The organism is Spiroplasma endosymbiont of Polydrusus pterygomalis, from assembly GCF_964030635.1.
In the GTDB taxonomy this organism is placed as follows: domain Bacteria; phylum Bacillota_I; class Bacilli_A; order Mycoplasmatales; family Mycoplasmataceae; genus Spiroplasma.
The window spans coordinates 454,108-476,114 of sequence record NZ_OZ034909.1; the positions used below are offsets into that span (position 1 = coordinate 454,108).

At 25.4% G+C, this 22,007-nt stretch carries 34 protein-coding genes, 1 tRNA gene and 1 pseudogene; 28 read left to right on the forward strand and 8 right to left on the reverse strand.

Going from position 1 to position 22,007, the window contains the following annotated elements:
* Window positions 1–61: 61 nt before the first annotated feature.
* Together ACQH23_RS02985 and rbfA are read left to right on the forward strand one after the other, a co-directional pair.
* Window positions 62–745 carry an IS3 family transposase gene (locus ACQH23_RS02985; RefSeq protein ID WP_425377723.1) on the forward strand — a complete coding sequence of 228 codons (684 nt, stop codon included), beginning with the start codon at window positions 62–64 and terminating at the stop codon, window positions 743–745.
* A 173-nt stretch (window positions 746–918) separates the two neighbouring features.
* Entirely contained in the window at window positions 919–1,257 is a 339-nt protein-coding gene (rbfA, locus tag ACQH23_RS02990; RefSeq protein ID WP_425378865.1) for a 30S ribosome-binding factor RbfA, read from the forward strand.
* A gap of 69 nt (window positions 1,258–1,326) precedes the next feature.
* Here rbfA and ACQH23_RS02995 read toward each other — a convergent pair whose 3' ends face one another.
* On the reverse strand, window positions 1,327–1,644 hold the full coding sequence (locus tag ACQH23_RS02995) for a hypothetical protein (protein ID WP_425378866.1): 318 nt from the start codon (window positions 1,642–1,644) through the stop codon (window positions 1,327–1,329).
* A 280-nt stretch (window positions 1,645–1,924) separates the two neighbouring features.
* Between ACQH23_RS02995 and ACQH23_RS03000 the strand changes: the two genes are divergently transcribed.
* From ACQH23_RS03000 to ACQH23_RS03030, 7 genes are all read left to right on the forward strand, one after another.
* Window positions 1,925–2,164 carry a hypothetical protein gene (locus ACQH23_RS03000; protein ID WP_425378676.1) on the forward strand — a complete coding sequence of 80 codons (240 nt, stop codon included), beginning with the start codon at window positions 1,925–1,927 and terminating at the stop codon, window positions 2,162–2,164.
* A 506-nt stretch (window positions 2,165–2,670) separates the two neighbouring features.
* Window positions 2,671–2,988, forward strand: a complete 318-nt coding sequence (locus ACQH23_RS03005; protein WP_425378425.1) for a hypothetical protein — start codon at window positions 2,671–2,673, stop codon at window positions 2,986–2,988.
* 9 nt (window positions 2,989–2,997) lie between these two features.
* On the forward strand, window positions 2,998–3,165 hold the full coding sequence (locus ACQH23_RS03010; RefSeq protein ID WP_425378867.1) for a hypothetical protein: 168 nt from the start codon (window positions 2,998–3,000) through the stop codon (window positions 3,163–3,165).
* Window positions 3,166–3,178: 13 nt separating this feature from the next.
* Window positions 3,179–3,469 carry a hypothetical protein gene (locus tag ACQH23_RS03015; RefSeq protein ID WP_425377994.1) on the forward strand — a complete coding sequence of 97 codons (291 nt, stop codon included), beginning with the start codon at window positions 3,179–3,181 and terminating at the stop codon, window positions 3,467–3,469.
* Window positions 3,462–3,602, forward strand: a complete 141-nt coding sequence (locus tag ACQH23_RS03020; RefSeq protein ID WP_425378868.1) for a hypothetical protein — start codon at window positions 3,462–3,464, stop codon at window positions 3,600–3,602. The genes ACQH23_RS03015 and ACQH23_RS03020 overlap by 8 nt, the downstream gene beginning before the upstream one ends.
* An 8-nt stretch (window positions 3,603–3,610) precedes the next feature.
* Entirely contained in the window at window positions 3,611–4,387 is a 777-nt protein-coding gene (locus ACQH23_RS03025; protein ID WP_425378869.1) for a hypothetical protein, read from the forward strand.
* Window positions 4,388–4,389: 2 nt separating this feature from the next.
* Complete coding sequence (locus tag ACQH23_RS03030) at window positions 4,390–4,662, forward strand: hypothetical protein (RefSeq protein WP_425378870.1); 273 nt, start codon at window positions 4,390–4,392, stop codon at window positions 4,660–4,662.
* Window positions 4,663–4,689: 27 nt separating this feature from the next.
* Here the strand turns inward: ACQH23_RS03030 and ACQH23_RS03035 are convergent, their stop codons facing one another.
* A complete protein-coding gene (locus ACQH23_RS03035) occupies window positions 4,690–4,833 on the reverse strand; it encodes a hypothetical protein (protein ID WP_425378871.1) in 144 nt (47 codons plus the stop codon).
* A 392-nt stretch (window positions 4,834–5,225) separates the two neighbouring features.
* Between ACQH23_RS03035 and thyA the strand changes: the two genes are divergently transcribed.
* The 4 genes from thyA to ACQH23_RS03055 all read left to right on the forward strand — a co-directional run bounded on the left by thyA (window position 5,226) and on the right by ACQH23_RS03055 (window position 7,921).
* On the forward strand, window positions 5,226–6,095 hold the full coding sequence (gene thyA / locus ACQH23_RS03040) for a thymidylate synthase (RefSeq protein ID WP_425378872.1): 870 nt from the start codon (window positions 5,226–5,228) through the stop codon (window positions 6,093–6,095).
* Window positions 6,095–6,577, forward strand: a complete 483-nt coding sequence (locus tag ACQH23_RS03045; protein ID WP_425378873.1) for a dihydrofolate reductase — start codon at window positions 6,095–6,097, stop codon at window positions 6,575–6,577. Before thyA ends, ACQH23_RS03045 begins: the two co-directional genes overlap by 1 nt.
* 43 nt (window positions 6,578–6,620) lie before the next feature.
* The gene (locus ACQH23_RS03050) at window positions 6,621–7,370 is read left to right on the forward strand and encodes a lysophospholipid acyltransferase family protein (protein WP_425378874.1); all 750 of its coding nucleotides are present in this window, start codon (window positions 6,621–6,623) and stop codon (window positions 7,368–7,370) included.
* Window positions 7,371–7,489: 119 nt separating this feature from the next.
* Window positions 7,490–7,921 (forward strand): transposase, encoded by a 432-nt coding sequence (locus ACQH23_RS03055; protein WP_425378875.1) that lies wholly within the window; start codon window positions 7,490–7,492, stop codon window positions 7,919–7,921.
* Window positions 7,922–7,959: 38 nt separating this feature from the next.
* On the opposite strand, the gene ACQH23_RS03060 is transcribed toward ACQH23_RS03055, so the two are convergent.
* On the reverse strand, window positions 7,960–8,229 hold the full coding sequence (locus ACQH23_RS03060; RefSeq protein ID WP_425378876.1) for a hypothetical protein: 270 nt from the start codon (window positions 8,227–8,229) through the stop codon (window positions 7,960–7,962).
* A gap of 286 nt (window positions 8,230–8,515) precedes the next feature.
* Between ACQH23_RS03060 and ACQH23_RS03065 the strand changes: the two genes are divergently transcribed.
* Entirely contained in the window at window positions 8,516–8,779 is a 264-nt protein-coding gene (locus ACQH23_RS03065) for a hypothetical protein (protein ID WP_425378877.1), read from the forward strand.
* 263 nt (window positions 8,780–9,042) lie between these two features.
* Window positions 9,043–9,639 carry a DDE-type integrase/transposase/recombinase gene (locus ACQH23_RS03070; protein WP_425378878.1) on the forward strand — a complete coding sequence of 199 codons (597 nt, stop codon included), beginning with the start codon at window positions 9,043–9,045 and terminating at the stop codon, window positions 9,637–9,639.
* A gap of 9 nt (window positions 9,640–9,648) precedes the next feature.
* On the opposite strand, the gene ACQH23_RS03075 is transcribed toward ACQH23_RS03070, so the two are convergent.
* Window positions 9,649–10,650, reverse strand: a complete 1,002-nt coding sequence (locus tag ACQH23_RS03075) for a UPF0236 family transposase-like protein (protein ID WP_425378879.1) — start codon at window positions 10,648–10,650, stop codon at window positions 9,649–9,651.
* Window positions 10,651–10,814: 164 nt separating this feature from the next.
* Between ACQH23_RS03075 and plsX the strand changes: the two genes are divergently transcribed.
* The 6 genes from plsX (at window position 10,815) to ACQH23_RS03105 (ending at window position 15,086) form a co-directional block, all read left to right on the forward strand.
* Window positions 10,815–11,819, forward strand: coding sequence for a phosphate acyltransferase PlsX (plsX, locus tag ACQH23_RS03080; protein ID WP_425378880.1), 1,005 nt, complete (start codon window positions 10,815–10,817; stop codon window positions 11,817–11,819).
* A 7-nt stretch (window positions 11,820–11,826) separates the two neighbouring features.
* Window positions 11,827–12,573: a ribonuclease III gene (rnc, locus tag ACQH23_RS03085; RefSeq protein ID WP_425378881.1), complete on the forward strand. Its 747-nt coding sequence runs from the start codon at window positions 11,827–11,829 to the stop codon at window positions 12,571–12,573.
* Between the two features lie 301 nt (window positions 12,574–12,874).
* The gene (locus ACQH23_RS03090) at window positions 12,875–13,171 is read left to right on the forward strand and encodes an IS1/IS1595 family N-terminal zinc-binding domain-containing protein (RefSeq protein ID WP_425378882.1); all 297 of its coding nucleotides are present in this window, start codon (window positions 12,875–12,877) and stop codon (window positions 13,169–13,171) included.
* A 398-nt stretch (window positions 13,172–13,569) separates the two neighbouring features.
* Entirely contained in the window at window positions 13,570–14,421 is an 852-nt protein-coding gene (locus tag ACQH23_RS03095) for a UPF0236 family transposase-like protein (protein ID WP_425378883.1), read from the forward strand.
* A gap of 140 nt (window positions 14,422–14,561) precedes the next feature.
* Window positions 14,562–14,852: an IS1/IS1595 family N-terminal zinc-binding domain-containing protein gene (locus ACQH23_RS03100; protein WP_425378884.1), complete on the forward strand. Its 291-nt coding sequence runs from the start codon at window positions 14,562–14,564 to the stop codon at window positions 14,850–14,852.
* Between the two features lie 27 nt (window positions 14,853–14,879).
* Window positions 14,880–15,086 (forward strand): hypothetical protein, encoded by a 207-nt coding sequence (locus ACQH23_RS03105; protein WP_425378885.1) that lies wholly within the window; start codon window positions 14,880–14,882, stop codon window positions 15,084–15,086.
* A gap of 52 nt (window positions 15,087–15,138) precedes the next feature.
* Here the strand turns inward: ACQH23_RS03105 and ACQH23_RS03110 are convergent, their stop codons facing one another.
* Window positions 15,139–15,501 carry a hypothetical protein gene (locus ACQH23_RS03110; RefSeq protein ID WP_425378886.1) on the reverse strand — a complete coding sequence of 121 codons (363 nt, stop codon included), beginning with the start codon at window positions 15,499–15,501 and terminating at the stop codon, window positions 15,139–15,141.
* Window positions 15,502–15,970: 469 nt separating this feature from the next.
* On the opposite strand from ACQH23_RS03110, the gene ACQH23_RS03115 reads away from it, so the two are divergent.
* The 3 genes and pseudogenes from ACQH23_RS03115 to ACQH23_RS03125 all read left to right on the forward strand — a co-directional run bounded on the left by ACQH23_RS03115 (window position 15,971) and on the right by ACQH23_RS03125 (window position 17,694).
* Entirely contained in the window at window positions 15,971–16,147 is a 177-nt protein-coding gene (locus ACQH23_RS03115) for a hypothetical protein (RefSeq protein ID WP_425378887.1), read from the forward strand.
* Between the two features lie 41 nt (window positions 16,148–16,188).
* A pseudogene (locus tag ACQH23_RS03120) lies at window positions 16,189–16,821 on the forward strand (DegV family protein).
* Between the two features lie 15 nt (window positions 16,822–16,836).
* Entirely contained in the window at window positions 16,837–17,694 is an 858-nt protein-coding gene (locus ACQH23_RS03125) for a DegV family protein (RefSeq protein WP_425378888.1), read from the forward strand.
* 57 nt (window positions 17,695–17,751) lie between these two features.
* Here the strand turns inward: ACQH23_RS03125 and ACQH23_RS03130 are convergent.
* The 3 genes from ACQH23_RS03130 to ACQH23_RS03140 form a co-directional block, all read right to left on the reverse strand.
* A tRNA-Ser gene (locus ACQH23_RS03130) sits at window positions 17,752–17,844 on the reverse strand.
* Between the two features lie 337 nt (window positions 17,845–18,181).
* Window positions 18,182–18,703, reverse strand: coding sequence for a DDE-type integrase/transposase/recombinase (locus ACQH23_RS03135; protein ID WP_425378889.1), 522 nt, complete (start codon window positions 18,701–18,703; stop codon window positions 18,182–18,184).
* The gene (locus tag ACQH23_RS03140; RefSeq protein ID WP_425379299.1) at window positions 18,704–19,453 is read right to left on the reverse strand and encodes an IS30 family transposase; all 750 of its coding nucleotides are present in this window, start codon (window positions 19,451–19,453) and stop codon (window positions 18,704–18,706) included. It lies immediately after the preceding gene.
* Between the two features lie 169 nt (window positions 19,454–19,622).
* On the opposite strand from ACQH23_RS03140, the gene ACQH23_RS03145 reads away from it, so the two are divergent.
* The 4 genes from ACQH23_RS03145 (at window position 19,623) to ACQH23_RS03160 (ending at window position 21,999) form a co-directional block, all read left to right on the forward strand.
* Complete coding sequence (locus ACQH23_RS03145; RefSeq protein WP_425377850.1) at window positions 19,623–19,886, forward strand: hypothetical protein; 264 nt, start codon at window positions 19,623–19,625, stop codon at window positions 19,884–19,886.
* Window positions 19,887–20,149: 263 nt separating this feature from the next.
* Window positions 20,150–20,737: a DDE-type integrase/transposase/recombinase gene (locus tag ACQH23_RS03150; RefSeq protein ID WP_425378890.1), complete on the forward strand. Its 588-nt coding sequence runs from the start codon at window positions 20,150–20,152 to the stop codon at window positions 20,735–20,737.
* 711 nt (window positions 20,738–21,448) lie between these two features.
* The gene (rpmF, locus tag ACQH23_RS03155; protein ID WP_425378891.1) at window positions 21,449–21,625 is read left to right on the forward strand and encodes a 50S ribosomal protein L32; all 177 of its coding nucleotides are present in this window, start codon (window positions 21,449–21,451) and stop codon (window positions 21,623–21,625) included.
* 110 nt (window positions 21,626–21,735) lie between these two features.
* Window positions 21,736–21,999, forward strand: a complete 264-nt coding sequence (locus ACQH23_RS03160; RefSeq protein ID WP_425377850.1) for a hypothetical protein — start codon at window positions 21,736–21,738, stop codon at window positions 21,997–21,999.
* The last annotated feature ends 8 nt before the right edge of the window (window positions 22,000–22,007 follow it).

Genomic DNA, 22,007 nt, shown 5'->3' on the forward strand with positions numbered 1-22,007 from the left:
TTCAAGTAATGGTAAGGATAGCGAATCATTAAAGAATATTGTAAAAGTCTATGAAGAAAATTTGAAACAATTTGGTTATCGTCGAATTACCAAATATTTAAAAGAAGATTATGGCATTGTTTATAATGCTAAGAAAGTATTACGAATTATGAAAGAAAATAATATTCAAGCTGAATATGTAAAGCGTATGCGTAGAAAAATATTAATAAAACAAAATAGAAATAAAAATATAATTAAATATCCTGATTTAGTAAATCGTAATTTTAATGATATTAAAGAAAGATTTTCAATTTTATTTACTGATGTAACTTATTTAATTTGAAATGGTAAAAAACATTATCAATCAACAATACTTGATGGATATACTAAAGAAATTATTGATGTAAAATGATCAAAATTTAATAATAACAAACTTGTAATTGATAATTTAAATGCTGCAATTAATAAAATTAAAAAAATAAAAAAAGATCTAAATAAAACAATAATTCATTCAGATCACGGATATCAATATACATCTAAAGATTATAATAGTAAATGTTTAGATAACAAAATTATAATTTCAATGGGTAAAAATTATCATTGTGCAGACAACATTATTATTGAAAGTTTTCATTCATTACTTAAAAAAGGAACAATCCATAATAAAAATTATAAATCTCATAATGAATATATTAATGATGTTAAAAAATGAAATAAATGATATTCAAACCAAAAAGAAAAAGATATAATAAATGAAAGTTTGTAAACCTTTTTATTAATACTTACTAAACGGGGTGCAGTCTAGTGATATATTTACATATTATCATAAAATTCTTTTTTATTTTCCCCAACTTTGGCAACGCAATCAAAATTAAAGAAATTATTCGTTTTAGGAAATTCTTTGCTATAATATTAATAAGTTAGAAAAAAGGTGAGACAATGGCAAATAAAATTAAAGTTGAAAGAATGCAATCTTTGATTGCTCGTGATTTAACAATTATTATGCAACGCGAAATTCGCGATGAGATTTTAAATACTTTATCAGTGCATGTGGTAAAATTATCAAATGATTTAGGCCATGCCAAGGTTTATTATTCATCATTATTAAATAAACCAGAAGCAGAGCTTAATCCTATTGTGAAAAAGTATAAAAATGAAATCCGTAGTAAATTAGCACATAAATTAGAAATTTATCGTTGTCCTGATTTAGAATTTATTTTTGATCATTCATTAGATAATGCTAATAGTATTGAATCAATTTTACAAAATTTAAAATAACAAGAACTATAATAAAAAAGCGGTTAAAGACTAGACTGCACCCTGTTTAGTAAGTATTAATAAAAAGGTTTACAAACTTTCATTTATTATATCTTTTTCTTTTTGGTTTGAATATCATTTATTTCATTTTTTAACATCATTAATATATTCATTATGAGATTTATAATTTTTATTATGGATTGTTCCTTTTTTAAGTAATGAATGAAAACTTTCAATAATAATGTTGTCTGCACAATGATAATTTTTACCCATTGAAATTATAATTTTGTTATCTAAACATTTACTATTATAATCTTTAGATGTATATTGATATCCGTGATCTGAATGAATTATTGTTTTATTTAGATCTTTTTTTATTTTTTGGCATCGTGTACGATGAACCTCCAAAAAAAACTCTTGTTAAATAAAAGGGTTGTTTTTTTATTTGTAAACCCATAATTATTAATTAATTCAGAGAAAGGGCAGCATCTTAAATTCTTAAAATAGAAACTTTTTATCGCAACTTTTTCATTAACTTAAAGTTGTTTACACATTTATTAAATATCTTATAAATCTTTACAAAGTGTACCTTTTTTTCTCCAATTTTAAGGTGTTGTCCTTTCTCTGTTTTAGTTAATTAATTTGGCTAATAAATGAAAAAACTTAATATTAAAGGAAGGAGTAAGTAATGGAAATTAATACGCAACAAACAATCTGTGATGTTGATAATTGCTATAAAGCAATATCATTAATTACCGAAGAATTTTTATCAAATAAAGTTTTATGAACTTGTGAAAAACATAAAGATTTATTAAATCGTACAAAAGATAAAAAACAAACGCGGTTTTATAAAAAATTAGAAAATTCAAAAATTATCTTTGATTGAGAAACTGGTTCTTTTAAACTTTGATTTTATAAAACAACTTAATGCAGTGTGGGACGGTTATTTTAAATAACTAAGTGCTTCCATAAGAACATGAGTTTAAGCTCATTCCCACAGCCAGCCGAGGCAAGTACTGAAATAGTGTATGAGGAAACATGTAAATCGGCGCTGGTTATATTTAAACTAAGCGATAGTCGTGATAAGTGCAAGGTCAACATCGAACGACAATAAAAATAGATTATAAATAAATTTGCGATATATATTGTCCCATAGAGGATGGCAGCGGTTCTACAAACCACAACGCCAGCACCAGGCTCTTCAAGGTGCAAGTGAATTTATTTTAAAAACTGAACGCTTTGACCTGAAATGGTGCGGAAGAAGAGAGAGAATTCTCTGGCTTTACCTCATAAAAACAACTGTCTATTATCTAATAATAAACAAATATTAAATATATTATCGCCACCGCTCACTCCCAGTGAAGCGGATGGCGTAGTAAATAAATAGATAAATACTTATATAACTAATTCTCGCTTTGGCACTTTCACTTGGGAGTGAGTGCCAGCGAATTAAAAATAGGAGGAAATATAATGGAATATAAAAGTTTGTATATTAATAAAACTTGAAATGAAATAACAACATTATTTGATTGAGTGAATTGTCAACCTGTTAATTGTCGTATTTCTCATCATAAAAATCATTATGATTTGCAATGTTTAGAATGGGCAAAAATGTATTTAAATTTATTTGAAGATAAATGAGACGTTATTGCTTCTTATATGCAACATTACAAAATTAACGATATTTTAGATTTAGCATCAGATGGTTGAAAAATATTACAAATTGAGAAAAAAATCAATCAAATAATTTAGGAGGTTTATATGAAAAAGTTAAATAAAATTTGTCTTAAACAAAGATATTGAAGTTATTGTTTTCATAAAGAATGCAATAAAGAAAATAAATTGAATGAATTAATGCTTAAAAGTTATTCAGTATCACAAGAAGATATTACTGATGAACATTGAGCATTAAACAATAAAAATAATTAGGAGGAATAAGAAAATGTCATATTGTATTAGTGATTACTTAAATGAAAAATGAATTAATAATAACGCATTAAAAATTAGTAATAAAGATATTATTTATGCACAAATTGATAGTGACTATGATATGAGTTGAGAATTAAATTTATATCTTAAATTTGGTAATGAAGAGCGACATGTAGGTAATATTTCATTGCCAAAAGATTTTGATTTAAATTTAAAATGATATGAAATTGATGAGGTTAAAAGTTTAATAGATGATTATTTAGAAGATGAAGAAGCAGACTACGAAGTGATAAATTATGAATAATATGTGAAAAGATGAAAGTGGTTATGTTTATAGCGAAGAAGATTTATTTAATATCGCATTAGAAGAATGTTATTCAGAAGAGACTGCTTACGAATATATTGATAATTTAATAAGTGAAATGGATTTGGAGTAAATTTAATTATGGCAGATTTAAAGTTAAATAATCAAATTAAAAATATTACCTATCCATTTTATTTAAAAGGTAATGCTTTTAAAGAATTAAGTTTAAAAGCATTACCGATTAAAAATTGAATTGATAATCATGGTAAAGAATTAGCAGATTTTATATATCGTCATCTTAATCATTATGCATTAAATGGTTATCAAGATATACATTTAAAAGATATACCCAGTGCTATTAGTAAAATTGATTTTGTTTTTAGAGAACCATTAGAATTAATAAAAGATTTTAAAGATGAAGTAAATCGAATTAGAGTTAATATTATTAATTTAGAAAAAGTACTTCAAAATAATAAAATTGAAATTAAAAATAGCCTAATACAAGTTCAATACTTAAAACAACAACAGTTTATTCAAACTAAAAAACAAGAACAAGAAAATAGGGTTGAATATGCTAATAACTTAACGCCTGATATGGGGTTAGACATGGACCAAATTGAAGATGAACAAGTTCGTGTTATGGAAGATGTAGCAAAAATAGAACAAGATTTAGAAAAAACTACTAGTAAATTTCGGAAAGAAAAAATATTAATTAAAGATATTGATATTTTGGGTGTTAATGATGATTTTTTACAAAATGCTGATAAATTAGAACTTATTAATTTAATTAAAAATTATTTAATTGTTGATGAACAAATTGTTAAAAACGAAATTAAAAAACAATGAGATAGTAATAAAAACATTAATACTATTGGTGTTAATGGAATTAAATTCAAAATAAATAAAGGAGAGAAATAATTATGAATAATCAAATGGGAATAAAAGAATTAGTAGCAACAGCAGTTAAAGCATATGAATTAAATGTTAATGCTAAATATTTACAAGAAAATTTAATTTCTTTACAAGAACTAAAATTAAAAAATAATCAAAGTTATATGAATTTAGTGGGTAATGCTGATAATGGAAAAATTACAGCCTTAGGAATTATTAATTTAAGTAATAAAGGTTTAATTTTTGGCAAAGATTTTAATATTATTCCATTTAAGCCAAATTGTAAAGTTAAGTGCAACTAAATTATCTTTCGCCAATCGAATATTTGGTTAGAAAAATAATTTAGTTGCACTTAACTTTACAATTTGGCATTTAATTTCGTAGCTTTTTTCATAACTACTAGCGGCAATTGTTGTTGGTACAGCAGTTCCACCAATAGTTAATACACTTAATAAACTAAGTAATTTTTTCATACTTGTTTTTCTTCTTTTTTAATCTTGATCTTGAAACTTTTTATCAAGATCTATTGACATTATATATATACAATCAAAATTATGAATTATTTAATAAATTTATCTTTAAAAATAGGTCTTATTACTTTAATTTTGTCGAAAACTCTTGATATTTTAATAAAATCCTGATTTTATTGGGTTTTATTAAAATGGACTTTTTACAAATTTCTATATTTTATAAGGGTTTTCTTTAATTTTGTAGAAAAATCTTGATATTTATAAAATATATCTAAAATTAGGTATATTTTATAAATATCAAGATTTTTCTACAAAATTAAAGTTTTTTCAGATGATTTTATTTTTAAAATAAGGTAAGATTTAAGTATGTGAGAATAGAAAATAGGGTGAAAAGGATGGAACAATATCTTAAAATGACTCACTTTATTTTAGAGCATGGACAAGAAAAAGATGATCGGACAAACACTGGAACAATTTCTGCTTTTGGTTATCAAATGCGCTTTAATTTAAAAGAAGGTTTTCCAATTTTAACAACAAAAAAACTTCATTTTAAATCAGTTGTTTATGAATTGCTATGACTTATTAAAGGCGATACTAACATTAAATATTTGGTTGATCATGATATTCGAATTTGAAATGAATGACCATATGAAAAATATAAAGAATCAGCAAAATATAATAATGAAACATTAGCCGAATTTGTAGAAAAAATTAAGACTGATGCAAATTTTGCTGCGGAATTTGGTGATTTAGGACCAGTATATGGGAAACAATGACGAAACTTTGATGGGGTGGACCAGTTAGCAAAATTACTAACGAATTTTAAAAAAAACCCTTATTCTCGTCGTCATATTATTAGTGCTTGAAACCCAAAGGAAGTTGATGAAATGGCTTTGCCACCATGCCATACTTTGATGCAATTTTATGTTTCAAAAGATAATAAATTGAGTTGTCAATTATATCAACGTAGTGCTGATGTTTTTTTAGGTGTTCCTTTTAATATTGCCAGTTATGCTTTATTAACTCATTTGATTGCCCAAGTTGTTGGTTTAGAAGTTGGCGATTTTGTCCATACTTTTGGGGATTGTCATATTTATAAAAATCATTTTGATCAAATTAAAGAACAATTAACACGAACACCACGCAAATTACCGACTTTAAAATTAAATCCAGCAATTACTTCCTTATTTGATTTTAAATTTGAAGATATATCACTGGTGGATTATGACCCAGCCCCATTGATTAAAGGAACTGTTGCAGTATAATGATTAAGTTATTATGAGCAATGGATGAAAATAATTTAATTGGACAAAATAATCGATTACCATGACATATCGCTGAAGAATTGCAACATTTTAAAGCAACAACTCTTGGACAAACAATTTTATTTGGGCGTTTAACTTATGAAGGAATTGGTCATCTGCTTCCAAACCGCAAAACATTAGTTTTAACAACCCAACCAGATTATCAAATTAACCATCCGGATGTTAAAATGGTAACTGATTTATCAGCAATTATTAATTTTTATTATCAAAATCCAACAGAGAATATTTATATTTGTGGGGGTCAACAAATTTATCAGGCAACATTACCAGTTGCTGATGAATTAATTATTAGTTATATTAAAGGAAATTACAAAGGAGATACTTATTTTCCGGAATTTGATTTAATACAATTTACGTTAATTAAAACAGCCGAATATCAACAATTTGTAATAAAATATTATAAGAGAAAGGAACAAAATTAAAATGGTAAATATTTGAAAAATTATTCTAACATGACCAATATTTTTGCGAACAATTACTAAGGCAAGAAGTATTAGTAAAAAGATTAAACATGATCCAAATATTGTTTCAGAAGAATATCGTTATCATTGATTGCAAAAACGAACACGTTATATGTTATGAGTATATGATGTTAAAATAATTGCCCATGATCGGGATAATTGAATTGATAAAGGTTGTTTAATGATTGCAAATCATCAGTCAAATGTTGATCCAGTGTTATTGTATGCTTTAAATGATTTTAATAAAACAGTGCCATGTGCTTTTATTGCTAAAAAAGAATTAGCAAATGATCGGACATATAAGAATTTTTTAAAATTAATTGATGTTTTATTTTTAGACCGTGAAAATCCTCGTCAAGCCCTAGAAGTTATTAAAGAAGCTAATGACTTAATTCGTGTACCGCGAACAATGGTTGTTTTTCCCGAGGGAACATGTAGTCGTAACCAAGAAATTGGCGAATTCCATGCGGGAAGTTTTAAAATTGCCCAAAAATCTCATGCACCAATTATTCCTGTTTCAATTGTTAATTCTTATATAATTTTTAATAAAGAATTTAAAAAACGCGGGAAGAAGTATGTGCATGTTGTGTTTCATAAACCAATTAAACCCGATACATTTATGACAAAACCAACGGAGTTAATTGCTAATAATGTTAAACAAATTATTAAAAAAGGAATTGAACAATATCAAGATGTGGATCATAAAAAAGCTTATATTGAATATAAAGCCTCATTAAAGAAAAAAAATACTTAAAAAAAGAAGGTATCTAATAGTGAATTGCAATGTTTCTCCTAACTTTATATATTGCTGAATTATACTTGCACTTACAAGTATAATTCAGCAATATATAAAGTTAGGAGAAACATTTTTATATGGTTAAAGGTAAAATAAAAGGGTCTAAAGATCATTCTTTTGAATTTAAAGAAAAAATTGTTAATGAATATTCAATTAACAATAAATCTTATAGTGAAATAGCAAAAGAATATCATATTAGTTTAGCAACTATTTCAAAATGAGTAAATCAATTTCAACAAAATAAAGAAATTCTAAAAGAACGAAAAAAGCGAAAAGATTTTGAATTAAATAAGTTTAAAAAACCCTTAGAACGTGAAAACTATTTATTAAAAAAAGAAAATGAAAGAATAAAAGTTGAGAATGAGGTTTTAAAAAAGCTTGAAGCTCTTCCAAAGATAAAAACAAAAACAAACATTAGAAAACAAATTGCTTTTATTAAATCAGAATTGCAAGTTTTAAAAATTACTTTATCATGATATTTAAAAGAATTAAGAATTTCATATTGGTAGCGTGTAAAATGTTGGGGAAAAGTTTTCAGCATTAAGTTCTAATAATAATTATAAACTATTTTCTTTAAAAGAGTTTTAGTATTTGATAATGTAGAAGCGGTTAATATTGGTAAGTTATATTGTTTAAATTCTGGATTATTCATCTTTTTAAATATTCATCTTCAAGTAATTTGTTCATTTTTTACTTGAAGATTTTTAATTTCTGTTAGTTCTTGAAAGGGATTAATCCCATTAGCTGTCAATTGTTTTAATAACATTACTTTGTAAATCGTTTTTTCATTAAATATTTTTGGTTTTGAACGAAACATTACTTTAATAATTCGAGCAATATAACTTTCAATGCGACAACCAATATTTTCTTGATATTCTCATTTTTGAATTGCTCCATAGTATGTTATTAAATAATTAGATATTTCTTGTAACTTTCCTTTCGCTTCTTCGGTTTTAACAAGCTGATAAGCTTATTCAAGGTATTTTGTAACCTTGTTTCAGTTTAATTTTAAAATTGCTTTTTTAATTTTTTATAGACTGCACCCAAAAAAGTAAGTAAAGAAAAAAAGTCTTTGCTAAACTTTAAAGGAGGTGCATTTTTATATGGCAAGAAAAGGACAAAAATTTAATAAATATACAGCAGATTTTCGAAAAAGGATAGGACAAGAGGTTAAAAATAATAGTATAAGTTTTATTGCAAAAAAATATGCAATTAATAAAAAAACTGTTGCTTCATGGTATGAAAATTTTAAGAAAGGGATTTTAAACACCAATAAAGGTCAAAAAGAATCATTTAAAAAAAGAGATTTAAACTATTACAAAGTTAGGTATGAATTACTAAAAAAGCTTCATGACTTTTACAATTAAATAAAAGAAAAATTGTATTTTTTATCAAAGAAAACCTTAATAAATATCCACTAAATTTATTACTTGATATAACAGATTTAAAGCGTAGTTATTGAGATAAATATAAAAATTATTCAAGTAATGGTGGTAAGGGTAGTGAATCATTAAAAAATATTGTAAAAGTCTATGAAGAAAATTTAAAACAATTTGGTTATCGTCGAATTACCAAATATTTAAAAGAAGATTATGGCATTGTTTATAATGCTAAGAAAGTATTACGAATTATGAAAGAAAATAATATTCAAGCTGAATATGTAAAGCGTATGCGTAGAAAAATATTAATAAAACAAAATAGAAATAAAAATATAATTAAATATCCTGATTTATTAAATCGTAATTTTAATGATATTAAAGAAAGATTTTCAATTTTATTTACTGATGTAACTTATTTAATTTGAAATGGTAAAAAACATTATCAATCAACAATAATTGATGGATATACTAAAGAAATTATTGATGTAAAATGATCAAAATTTAATAATAACAAACTTGTAATTGATAATTTAAATGCTGCAATTAATAAAATTAAAAAAATAAAAAAAGATCTAAATAAAACAATAATTCATTCAGATCACGGATATCAATATACATCTAAAGATTATAATAGTAAATGTTTAGATAACAAAATTATAATTTCAATGGGTAAAAATTATCATTGTGCAGACAACATTATTATTGAAAGTTTTCATTCATTACTTAAAAAAGGAACAATCCATAATAAAAATTATAAATCTCATAATGAATATATTAATGATGTTAAAAAATGAAATAAATGATATTCAAACCAAAAAGAAAAAGATATAATAAATGAAAGTTTGTAAACCTTTTTATTAATACTTACTAAACGGGGTGCAGTCTATTATAAATAAATAACGTTTATAATATCGTGGACCACGGAGACAATCTTTAATTTTTTTAATAACATGGAAACGATCAATGATAAATTCAACATTGATGTGTTTTTCAACCGTTGAAATATATTGTGCACCATCACCAAGCACAATAATTTTAGCTGTCTCGGGTGATTCATAATTTAAGTTAATAAATTCTTTAATTCCTTGTCAGTATTTTTTAGAGTTAATTTTTTTAACTTCATTATTCATTGTTACTAGAAATTTGACATTATGCATTGTTTTTCGTATTGTTTTAGGATCTTTATAACCAGTATGAAAGACGGTTAAACGGATTATTTTCTTAATTTTTAATCGTTTTTTGATTTGATAACTAATGGCATTGCGATATGCTTCATCGGTTTCAATATAAATAACCCCATCATGTTTTAATTTTGTATCTGGTTCATCTAGCATTAGTTCTAACAAATGTTTAATATCAAACCGTTTAATAAGGTTAAAAATTGTTTTTTTTGTTATGTTAGCATTCCGATAAATATTACAAATATCTTGATAACTAAAACTTATGCCTAATTTGCTGATTATTTCTAACGAAAAATCATAATCAAGTCGCTGATAACTTTCAATTCCTAATTGAATATCAAGTAAAAAGACCGTTTTTGGTTTTTTTGCCACTTGAAATTCTGGTTTTAAGATATATTTTCGTCGTTTAAAAGTAACTTCACCATTACGAAAAATCAAAGTTCGTTGATAAAATCCTTTTGTAATATAACGCGCTTTCCGTCAGTCCTTATTAAAAATATAGTTATCAATATATTCAAAAATATTTTTAAATAGTATTCAAGCTTCAGAACTAATTTCATTGTTTAAATAGGATAATAGTGCTGTAATAGGGATATTGGGGCTAATTTCATTAATTAAATCAATAAAAGAGTTATTATTTTCGTTTAAAAACTCTTGGATTCTAGTTATAATATTCATAGGATAGTTTTCTTTCTAATTTTTTTCAAACTTAATTATACTGAAAACTTTCTTTTTTATTTTCCCCAACTTTGGCAACGCAATCTAAAGAAAATTAAAGGAAAACTCTTAAATAACTAGTTAAAATATTTGTTATAATTAAAAAAGAATTAGGAGAGTTAATTATGAGTAAAATTGCAATTGATATGATGGGAACTGATTTAGGTATTACACCGATTATCGGAGCTTTAAAAGTTTTTATGAAAAAATATCAAGATGTTACTTTTATCTTAATCGGAAATGAAAAAGAGCTTAAAACTGCTGCTGAAGAAACAAAATTAGATAATACTAAATATGAAATTTTTGCTACAACAGAAATAATTGCTATGACAGAAGGAATGATGGAAGTTCGGCGTAAACCAGATAGTTCAATGGTTCGGGGAGCGGAATTATTACGTGATCAAAAAGTAGATGCTTTGGTTTCAGGTGGTTCAACAGCCGCTTTTTTAGCCGCATGTCATTTTCTTGTGGGCGAAATTCCTAGTGTTTCTCGGTCAGCTTTTATGCCTTTTATTCCAACCGTTAAAAAAGGAAAGTCGATTTTAATGTTAGATGTTGGGGCTAATTTAGAAAATGATGCCCAAGATCTTGTTAATTTTGCAATTATGGCCAGTGTTTATGCTCAAGAAATTATGCATAATCCAAAACCAACTGTTGCAATGTTAAACATTGGCGAAGAAACAACAAAAGGGAAAGATTATCATAAAGAAGCTTATAAATTATTAACAAATAATAACAAATTTTTTTTTAAGGGGAATATTGAACCACGTGATATTACTAGTGATATTGTTGATATTATTGTAACAGATGGTTTTACTGGTAATATTGCTTTAAAAACATTAGAGGGAATGGCTAAAAATTTAATGGGTGTAATTAAACACGAGTTAACAAAGAACTTTTATCGAAAATTAAAAGCACTATCGTTGCGAAAAGTTTTTCGATGCGTGTGCGAAACCTTTGACTATCGAAATAATGCGGCAGCATTAGTCATCGGTTTAAAGGCAATTGCTGTTAAAACCCATGGTAGTAGTGATGAAAAATCATGAATTAATACTTTAGAATTAACTCGTAATGCAGTTGTTAATGATTTTGTCCAAAAAATGACAGCAAAATTGTTAAAGGGGGATTAATGATACGATGCAGTTTGTAAATAAACACCCGCAACAACTTTTTCATGAATTAAAAGCTTTTTTTGAACAGTATCATATTTTTATTAAAAAACAACAATATTATTTAGAAGCCTTAACACATAACTCTTATGCCAATGAGCATAATTTGACTTATACTTATCAACGAATGGAATTTTTGGGGGATGCTATTTTAGCGAAAGAAATTTCCTTATATTTATTTTTAAGTTTCCCCGATAAAAATGAAGGAGAAATTACTAATTTACGTAGTAAAATTGTGCGGGAAGGAACTTTAGCAGAATTAGTGCACCGGATGAATTGAGCACCCTTTTTATTATTAGGAAAAGGAGAAATTAAAACAAAAGGGTATGAAAAAAACCGGATTTTAGCCGATATTTATGAATCAATGCTGGCCGCCTTATATCTTGATTTGAGGGAAGAAACTGTCCGAACCTTTATTAATAATACTCTTATTCGCATGGTTTCTAATCCTGGTTTTTTTGACCAAATTCGCGATTATAAAACTGAATTACAGGAATTTTTACAGGCTGGTTATGCCCGCACATTAGAATATAAGTTAGTTAAAGAATCGCCACCATTGGAAGGCAACCGCGTTTTATATACTGTTATTGCTGAAATTGGCGGTATTCGGTATGGCGAAGGGTGCGGTTATACGCACAAGGAAGCCGAGCAATTGGCCGCCCGCAATGCCTTACAAAAGTTAGCAAAGAAACCAGAATATCATTTTGATAAATAATTAACAATATAATATGATTATATTATTAGTATATGGAGGTGGAAAGTAATGATGATAAGACATTTGTTTAAAAATTTTCTTTAATTTTGTCGAAAAATCTTGATATTTATATTTATAAAATATACCTAATTTTAGGTATATTTTTAATAGACTTCTTGCGATACCTTGTTATTTATGCTTAAAAAGCAATTAAAATTTTTAAAAATACTTATTTTAAAGTTTAATTTAATTTTTTTATTTGTAATTTTTTTATTTTTGTTAGTATCGCAAAAAGTATAATATAAAGAGAGGTAAATAATTGATGGAAAAAATACTTGCAGAATTAATAAATAGTTTAACAGATGATCAATTTTTAGAATTTTATGAAAAAGTTAAAAAAGAAGCAGAATTAATCAAAAAACAAAAACGCTTAAATAAAATTGATCAAAAATTTAGAGATAAAGGTATTAAATGTCCTAATTGCAAACCTTATCATTGTGTTAAAAATGGCCATAATCCCGAAGGAAAACAAAAATATTTATGCAAAAAATGTCGGGCTAGTTTTGATGCTTTTCGTCATCATTTTACTTATTGAAGTCATTTAAATTATGAACAATAAAATTTATTAATTCAAATTTCATTGTTAGGACAATCTAGTAAAGTAATTTCCCGTTTTATTAAAACAACACCCAAAACAGATTGATATAATCGTCAAAAATTAATGCAATCAAAACAATTATAAAATACTCAATTAAAATTTAAAAAATTAAATGGCCAAATACAAATCGATGAAACATTTATTAAAGAAATCCATAAAGGTAATTTTAAAGATAAATTTGGAGGGCATAAATTATTCGGTTGGTGATATCTTATTCTAATAAATATTTATCTATTAAAACAAAAATAACCAAGAAAAAGACAAATTTATCTTTGATTGCTTTGCCAAAGTTGGGGAAAATAAAAAAGAAAGTTTTCAGTATAATTAAGTTTGAAAAAAATTAGAAAGAAAACTATCCTATGAATATTATAACTAGAATCCAAGAGTTTTTAAACGAAAATAATAACTCTTTTATTGATTTAATTAATGAAATTAGCCCCAATATCCCTATTACAGCACTATTATCCTATTTAAACAATGAAATTAGTTCTGAAGCTTGAATACTATTTAAAAATATTTTTGAATATATTGATAACTATATTTTTAATAAGGACTGACGGAAAGCACGTTATATTCCAAAAGGATTTTATCAACGAACTTTGGTTTTTCGTAATGGTGAAGTTACTTTTAAACGACGAAAATATATCTTAAAACCAGAATTTCAAGTGGCAAAAAAACCAAAAACGGTCTTTTTACTTGATATTCAATTAGGGATTGAAAGTTATCAGCGACTTGATTATGATTTTTCGTTAGAAATAATCAGCAAATTAGGCATAAATTTTAGTTATCAAGATATTTGTAATATGTATCGGAATGCTAACATAACAAAAAAAACAATTTTTAACCTTATTAAACGGTTTGATATTAAACATTTGTTAGAACTAATGCTAGATGAACCAGATACAAAACTAAAACATGATGGGGTTATTTATATTGAAACCGATGAAGCATATCGCAATGCCATTAGTTATCAAATCAAAAAACGATTAAAAATTAAGAAAAGAATCCGTTTAACCGTCTTTCATACTGGTTATAAAGATCCTAAAACAATACGAAAAACAATGCATAATGTCAAATTTCTAGTAACAATGACTAATGAAGTTAAAAAAATTAACTCTAAAAAATACTGACAAGGAATTAAAGAATTTATTAACTTAAATTATGAATCACCCGAGACAGCTAAAATTATTGTGCTTGGGTGCAGTCTATAGAACTTAATGCTGAAAACTTTTCCCCAACATTTTACAGGCTACCTTTTCTTTAATTTTGTCGAAAATTCTTGATATTTATATTTATAAAATATACCTAATTTTAGGTATATTTTATAAATATAAAGAGAGGTAAATAATTGATGGAAAAAATACTTGCAGAATTAATAAATAGTTTAACAGATGATCAATTTTTAGAATTTTATGAAAAAGTTAAAAAAGAAGCAGAATTAATCAAAAAACAAAAACGCTTAAATGAAATTGATCAAAAATTTAGAGATAAAGGTATTAAATGTCTTAATTGCAAATCTTATCATTGTGTTAAAAATGGCCATAATCCCGAAGGAAAACAAAAATATTTATGCAAAAAATGTCGGGCTAGTTTTGATGCTTTTCGTCATCATTTTACTTATTGAAGTCATTTAAATTATTAACAATAAAATTTATTAATTCAAATTTCATTGTTAGGACAATCTAGTAAAGTAATTTACCGTTTTATTAAAACAACACCCAAAACAGCTTGATATAATCGTCAAAAATTAATGCAATCAAAACAATTAGAAAATACTCAATTAAAATTTAAAAAATTAAATGGCCAAATACAAATCGATGAAATATTTATTAGACTTCTTGCGATATTAACAAAAATAAAAAAAATTACAAATTAAAAAAATTAAATTAAACTTAAAAATAATCATTTTTAAAAATTTTAATTGCTTTTTAAGTATAAATAATAAGGTATCGCAAGAAGTCTAATATACAATTTAAAAAGACTATTGACCCTTCACAAATAACAAAGTTTCCTTCCCGAATTCCTGCCGCATATGCTTCTGCTTGCGTAGAAAAACCAAAATCAACTAGCATGTTAGCAATTGGTGTTGGTTTTGATCATGCTTCTGGCGATAATAAATCCGGTGCAATTTCAGAAATTGCTCCACTTAGAAATGACTCATCATCTTTTAACAACTTTACTCGCTTAGCTAATAATGTTTGTTCTCAAATTCCACCTAAAGGGTTAATCCGAACTAACCCTTTATTATTAATTTGACTAATCATAAAACCAACTTCATCACCGTGTGCCATTAATATTACTTTTTTAGGATTTGCAATCCCCTTTTGATTTCGGATGACAGCAAAACAACTCCCCCAAGTTATCTTGAATTATTTCTGACGTATATTTTTGATAGTATTCTTTTAGCAATGTAACAACTTGACATTCAATATTCACATCCAGATGGACCAAATGCTTGTAAAATACTTTCATACATTTTTTGCTTTTCCGCACTTATTTTCATTGTTATCTTCCTTTCGCCCTTGAAATTATTATATCAAAGTTTATAATTAATATATTGTTAAAATTTAGTCGCATAAAAAAGATTGGGGTATAAAAAATATTAATTTATATTAATATAATAATAATTTAACTATTTTATTAAAAATTATGCGATATTAATTAAAACCCCAAAATAATTTATGCGACCTAAAACTTTAACAATACATTAACTTAGATTCAATGATACTTAAAATTACAGAAAATATATGGAGGAAAAATATGCACAAAGTTGCATTAATAATCAACTCATCGTCAGGAATTAAAAAAGGCGAACTAAAAAAATACGAAGATACGTATTTGTTACCATTATTACTAAATTTCCCAGATGGTAGTGAAGTTGAAGATGATGAAAATGTCATTTCTTTTAATGAATTTTATGATATCTTAAAACATTAAAACATCAAGTAATTAAAACTAGTCAGATTCCAATGGGAAAAATGTTAAGTACTTGAAACGAATTGTTAAAAAAATATGATGGCATTGTTTTTATAGAATTATCAAAAGGATTATCTGGCCAACATGAAAATATCTCAACGTTAGCACAAGGTGATGAATATAAAGACAAGGTTTTTGTTATTGATACTGATGGTGTAAGTCAACTATTGGTATATATGATTGATCTAGTTTATCAATGAATTGGTGAAGGAATTAAATTAACATAAATTCAACCAAAACTTAATTTAATTAAAACAAAAGTTAGCGCATTCATTATCCCAAAAAGTTTGGAAACTTTAAAACGTGGAGGGCGAATTACAGCAACCGCTGCAGCCTTAGCATCGTTTTTAAAAATAACACTTATTTTGAGATATGATGGTCGCATTGATAAATTTGACAAAACTAGAACATTTAAAAAAGCTGTCGAAACAGCTTTCCAACAAATTAAAAAAGAACGGCAAAATTGAAAAAATATTATTTTATTGCATTCAAAAACTGATGATGAAACTTTGCAAGAAGTTTATAACATTATTGACGATACGGGTGCTAAAATTAATTCGACATACATTTTGCCAAATGTTATCGCAGCTCACACAGGAGCAAATACGGTCGTGCTAGTATGTTGAGATCAATAAAAGGAGGTCCAACTAATGAATAAAAAAATTGCAATCTTAACTGATTCATCCGCAGGTTTTACAACAGCAGAAATTAAAAAATTGGGTATTCATGTCATTCCCTTACACATTATTTTAAATAATGAAACTGATATTTTAGATACTGAAGAAGAAACAACAAAATATAATTTTTATGAAATTGTTCAAACTGGAACAACAAAAACAAGCCAAGCTTCAACTGGTGAATTAATGGCAAAATATGATGAAATATTAAAAACATATGATGAAATTATTCATTATCCAATCGATGAAAAACTTTCAAGTCAATATGCAACAACTTATACTCTAAGTCAAGATGAAGCATATCTTGGTAGAGTTCATGTTGTTCGTAATCACACAGCAGCTTTTGCTTTAAAAACATTAGTAATTTATGCTAATGAATTAACAAAACAAAATCTTAGCGTAAAAGAAATCATTGCTAAAACAAGCGTTCTTGAAAAAAGAACATATATGGCAATGATTCCTGGAAGCCTAGATCGTTTATCAAAGGGTGGTCGTGTTGGAAAAGTTTTATTATCATTAATTAATATATTCAAAATTAAAATTTTAATTCAATGAGGTGAACACCCAAAAAAAATTGCCTCATCACGAACTTTAAATAATTTAATTGAAACATTAGTTGAAACTTGAGAAAAATTTAAGAAAACAGTGAAATTAAACTTTCAATTATTTGTTTTAAAAACAAGTGCATGTAATAATAAAGTTTGGGACAACGTTATCCAAAAATTAGATGAGTTAAAAGTTACATATCAAACTGAAAATTTAGCTAATATTTTTGTTGCCCATGCGGGTTTAAATACAATTGCTTTTGTCGCAGTTCCTCAAATTAAATAACAATGAAAAACCATTTCTATTTTAGAAATGGTTTTTTTATTTTTCGCTTAATTTTAATGGCGGAAGTAAAGAGATTCGAACTCTTGCATGGATCACTCCATCTAACGGTTTTCGAGACCGCTCCCTTCAACCAGACTTGAGTATACTTCCACTTTTTTACTGGCAGAGGTGACAGGACTTGAATCCACAACACTCGGATTTGAAGTCCGATGTTCTACCACTTGAACTTTATACCCCTAACAAAGTAAATTAAGCACCTAAATTAGCACTTAATCATTTTAACAAAATAATTAAAAATAGCCTTTAATTTTGTCGAAAAATAGACTGCACCCCGTTTAGTAAGTATTAATAAAAAGGTTTACAAACTTTCATTTATTATATCTTTTTCTTTTTGGTTTGAATATCATTTATTTCATTTTTTAACATCATTAATATATTCATTATGAGATTTATAATTTTTATTATGGATTGTTCCTTTTTTAAGTAATTAATGAAAACTTTCAATAATAATGTTGTCTGCACAATGATAATTTTTACCCATTGAAATTATAATTTTGTTATCTAAACATTTACTATTATAATCTTTAGATGTATATTGATATCCGTGATCTGAATGAATTATTGTTTTATTTAGCTCTTTTTTTATTTTTTTAATTTTATTAATTGCAGCATTTAAATTATCAATTACAAGTTTGTTATTATTAAATTTTGATCATTTTACATCAATAATTTCTTTAGTATATCCATCAAGTATTGTTGATTGATAATGTTTTTTACCATTTCAAATTAAATAAGTTACATCAGTAAATAAAATTGAAAATCTTTCTTTAATATCATTAAAATTACGATTTACTAAATCAGGATATTTAATTATATTTTTATTTCTATTTTGTTTTATTAATATTTTTCTACGCATACGCTTTACATATTCAAGCTGAATATGTAAAGCGTATGCGTAGAAAAATATTAATAAAACAAAATAGAAGCCAAATTGTAAAGTTAAGTGCAACTAAATTATTTTTCTAACCAAATATTCGATTGGCGAAAGATAATTTAGTATTTTTCTTGGTCTTTGGTTTAAAGACAATATAAATTTATGAACTGCATTTTTAGTAGTATTTGAAAAATTAAATTTTTTAGGAAATTTTTCTCTAATTAAACCATTAGTATTTTCATTAGTACCTCTTTGTCAGGGTGAATATGCATTAGCAAAATAAATTTTCACATTTAAATTTTTTTCAAGTTGTTGTCAATTAGCAAATTCTTTACCACGATCAAATGTTATAGTCTTAACAAGATTATTTGGAAGAATTGATAAATAATGGCTAATATTTTCGTTAATAACTTTAGTAGTTCTATTTTCAACTAATATTGCTAAAGTAAATCTTGATGTTCTTTCAACTAAAGTTATTAAACATGATTTACTTTTACCTCGTGATGATACTACGGTATCACCTTCTCAATGACCAAGAGTTACGCGATTATTAACATTAGCATTTCGTTCTTTAAATGATTTACCATTAAATTTACCCCGATTTTCTTGATATTTTCGTTTCTTACCTTTTCTTCTTAAATTTTTATTAGTAACTTTTTCAAGTAATCCAGAATAAATTCAATTGTAAATTGTTTTAAAACTAATAATTCATTCTTTATGAAAATTTTTAATTCTGCCATAAATTTGTTCGGGTGATCAACCTAATAATAATTTTTGTTGTACATATTTTACTAATTCTCTATTTTTAAACTTATGAAAATAAATATGTGATTGTTTTCTATTTTATGCTTTATTTTGTGCAATTAATGAAAAATAATGATTATTATCTTTATTTCTATTAACTTCTCGAATAATAGTACTAATAGACTGCACCCAAAAAAGTAAGTAAAGAAAAAAAGTCTTTGCTAAACTTTTAAAGGAGGTGCATTTTTATATGGCAAGAAAAGGACAAAAATTTAATAAATATACAGCAGATTTTCGAAAAAGGATAGGACAAGAGGTTAAAAATAATAGTATAAGTTTTATTGCAAAAAAATATGCAATTAATAAAAAAACTGTTGCTTCATGGTATGAAAATTTTAAGAAAGGAATTTTAAACACCAATAAAGGTCCAAAAGAATCATTTAAAAAAAGAGATTTAAACTATTACAAAGTTAGGTATGAATTACTAAAAAAGCTTCATGACTTTTACAATTAAATAAAAGAAAAATTGTATTTTTTATCAAAGAAAACCTTAATAAATATCCACTAAATTTATTACTTGATATAACAGATTTAAAGCGTAGTTATTGAGATAAATATAAAAATTATTCAAGTAATGGTGGTAAGGGTAGTGAATCATTAAAAAATATTGTAAAAGTCTATGAAGAAAATTTAAAACAATTTGGTTATCGTCGAATTACCAAATATTTAAAAGAAGATTATGGTATTGTTTATAATGCTAAGAAAGTATTACGAATTATGAAAGAAAATAATATTCAAGCTGAATATGTAAAGCGTATTCGTAGAAAAATATTAATAAAACAAAATAGAAATAAAAATATAATTAAATATCCTGATTTATTAAATCGTAATTTTAATGATATTAAAGAAAGATTTTCAATTTTATTTACTGATGTAACTTATTTAATTTGAAATGGTAAAAAACATTATCAATCAACAATAATTGATGGATATACTAAAGAAATTATTGATGTAAAATGATCAAAATTTAATAATAACAAACTTGTAATTGATAATTTAAATGCTGCAATTAATAAAATTAAAAAAATAAAAAAAGATCTAAATAAAACAATAATTCATTCAGATCACGGATATCAATATACATCTAAAGATTATAATAGTAAATGTTTAGATAACAAAATTATAATTTCAATGGGTAAAAATTATCATTGTGCAGACAACATTATTATTGAAAGTTTTCATTCATTACTTAAAAAAGGAACAATCCATAATAAAAATTATAAATCTCATAATGAATATATTAATGATGTTAAAAAATGAAATAAATGATATTCAAACCAAAAAGAAAAAGATATAATAAATTAAAGTTTGTAAACCTTTTTATTAATACTTACTAAACGGGGTGCAGTCTAAAAAATTGGAAGAAATTCATCGGTGTATGAATTTCTTCCAATTTTTATATTCCTACTTTCTTCATAATTATATTTTATTTGAAAGTCCACATAAATATGGTCCAAATTATTGTAACCTATCCACCTCTTATAAAGACTATAAGAATTAAATTAATAAGAGGTATAAATTTCTATTTGTATTTTTTCTTTATGAATTAATTTGCGATGATTATCATAGTATCGCAAGAAGTCTAATGATAAGATTTGCAATTAGGGCATTTAATACCTTTATCTCTAAATTTTTGATCAATTTCATTTAAGCGTTTTTGTTTTTTGATTAATTCTGCTTCTTTTTTAACTTTTTCATAAAATTCTAAAAATTAATCATCTGTTAAACTATTTATTAATTCTGCAAGTATTTTTTCCATCAATTATTTACCTCTCTTTATATTAAAAATATACCTAATTTTAGATATATTTTATAAATATCAAGAGTTTTCTACAAAATTAAAGGAATATTCCTATTAACTTATCGAAAAATAGTGATAAAATAATTAGTGGTGATTCAACTTGATAAATAAGTTTTTTCCGAAGAAGAATTTGCAGCGTATCAAACAGCTCAAGCGGATTCACAATGAGAACAATTCCACGAAAAATTAGTTAAAACAAAAGAGGAGGAAAAATAATGGCGGTACCATTTCGAAAAACATCAAAACAAGCAAAAAGAAAACGCCGAACACATTTTAAATTAGTTGGAGCAACTTTGATAGCATGTAAAAATTGTGGAGCATCAATTAAACCACATAGAGTTTGTCGTGAATGTGGATATTATAAGGATAAAGAAGTTATTAGAGTTGATTAGGGAATAATAGCTAATTAGAAAAAAAGAATCTGACTGTAGACTAGACTGCACCCAAAAAAGTAAGTAAAGAAAAAAAGTCTTTGCTAACTTTAAAGGAGGTGCATTTTTATATGGCAAGAAAAGGACAAAAATTTAATAAATATACAGCAGATTTTCGAAAAAGGATAGGACAAGAGGTTAAAAATAATAGTATAAGTTTTATTGCAAAAAAATATGCAATTAATAAAAAAACTGTTGCTTCATGGTATGAAAATTTTAAGAAAGGGATTTTAAACACCAATAAAGGTCCAAAAGAATCATTTAAAAAAAGAGATTTAAACTATTACAAAGTTAGGTATGAATTACTAAAAAAGCTTCATGACTTTTACAATTAAATAAAAGA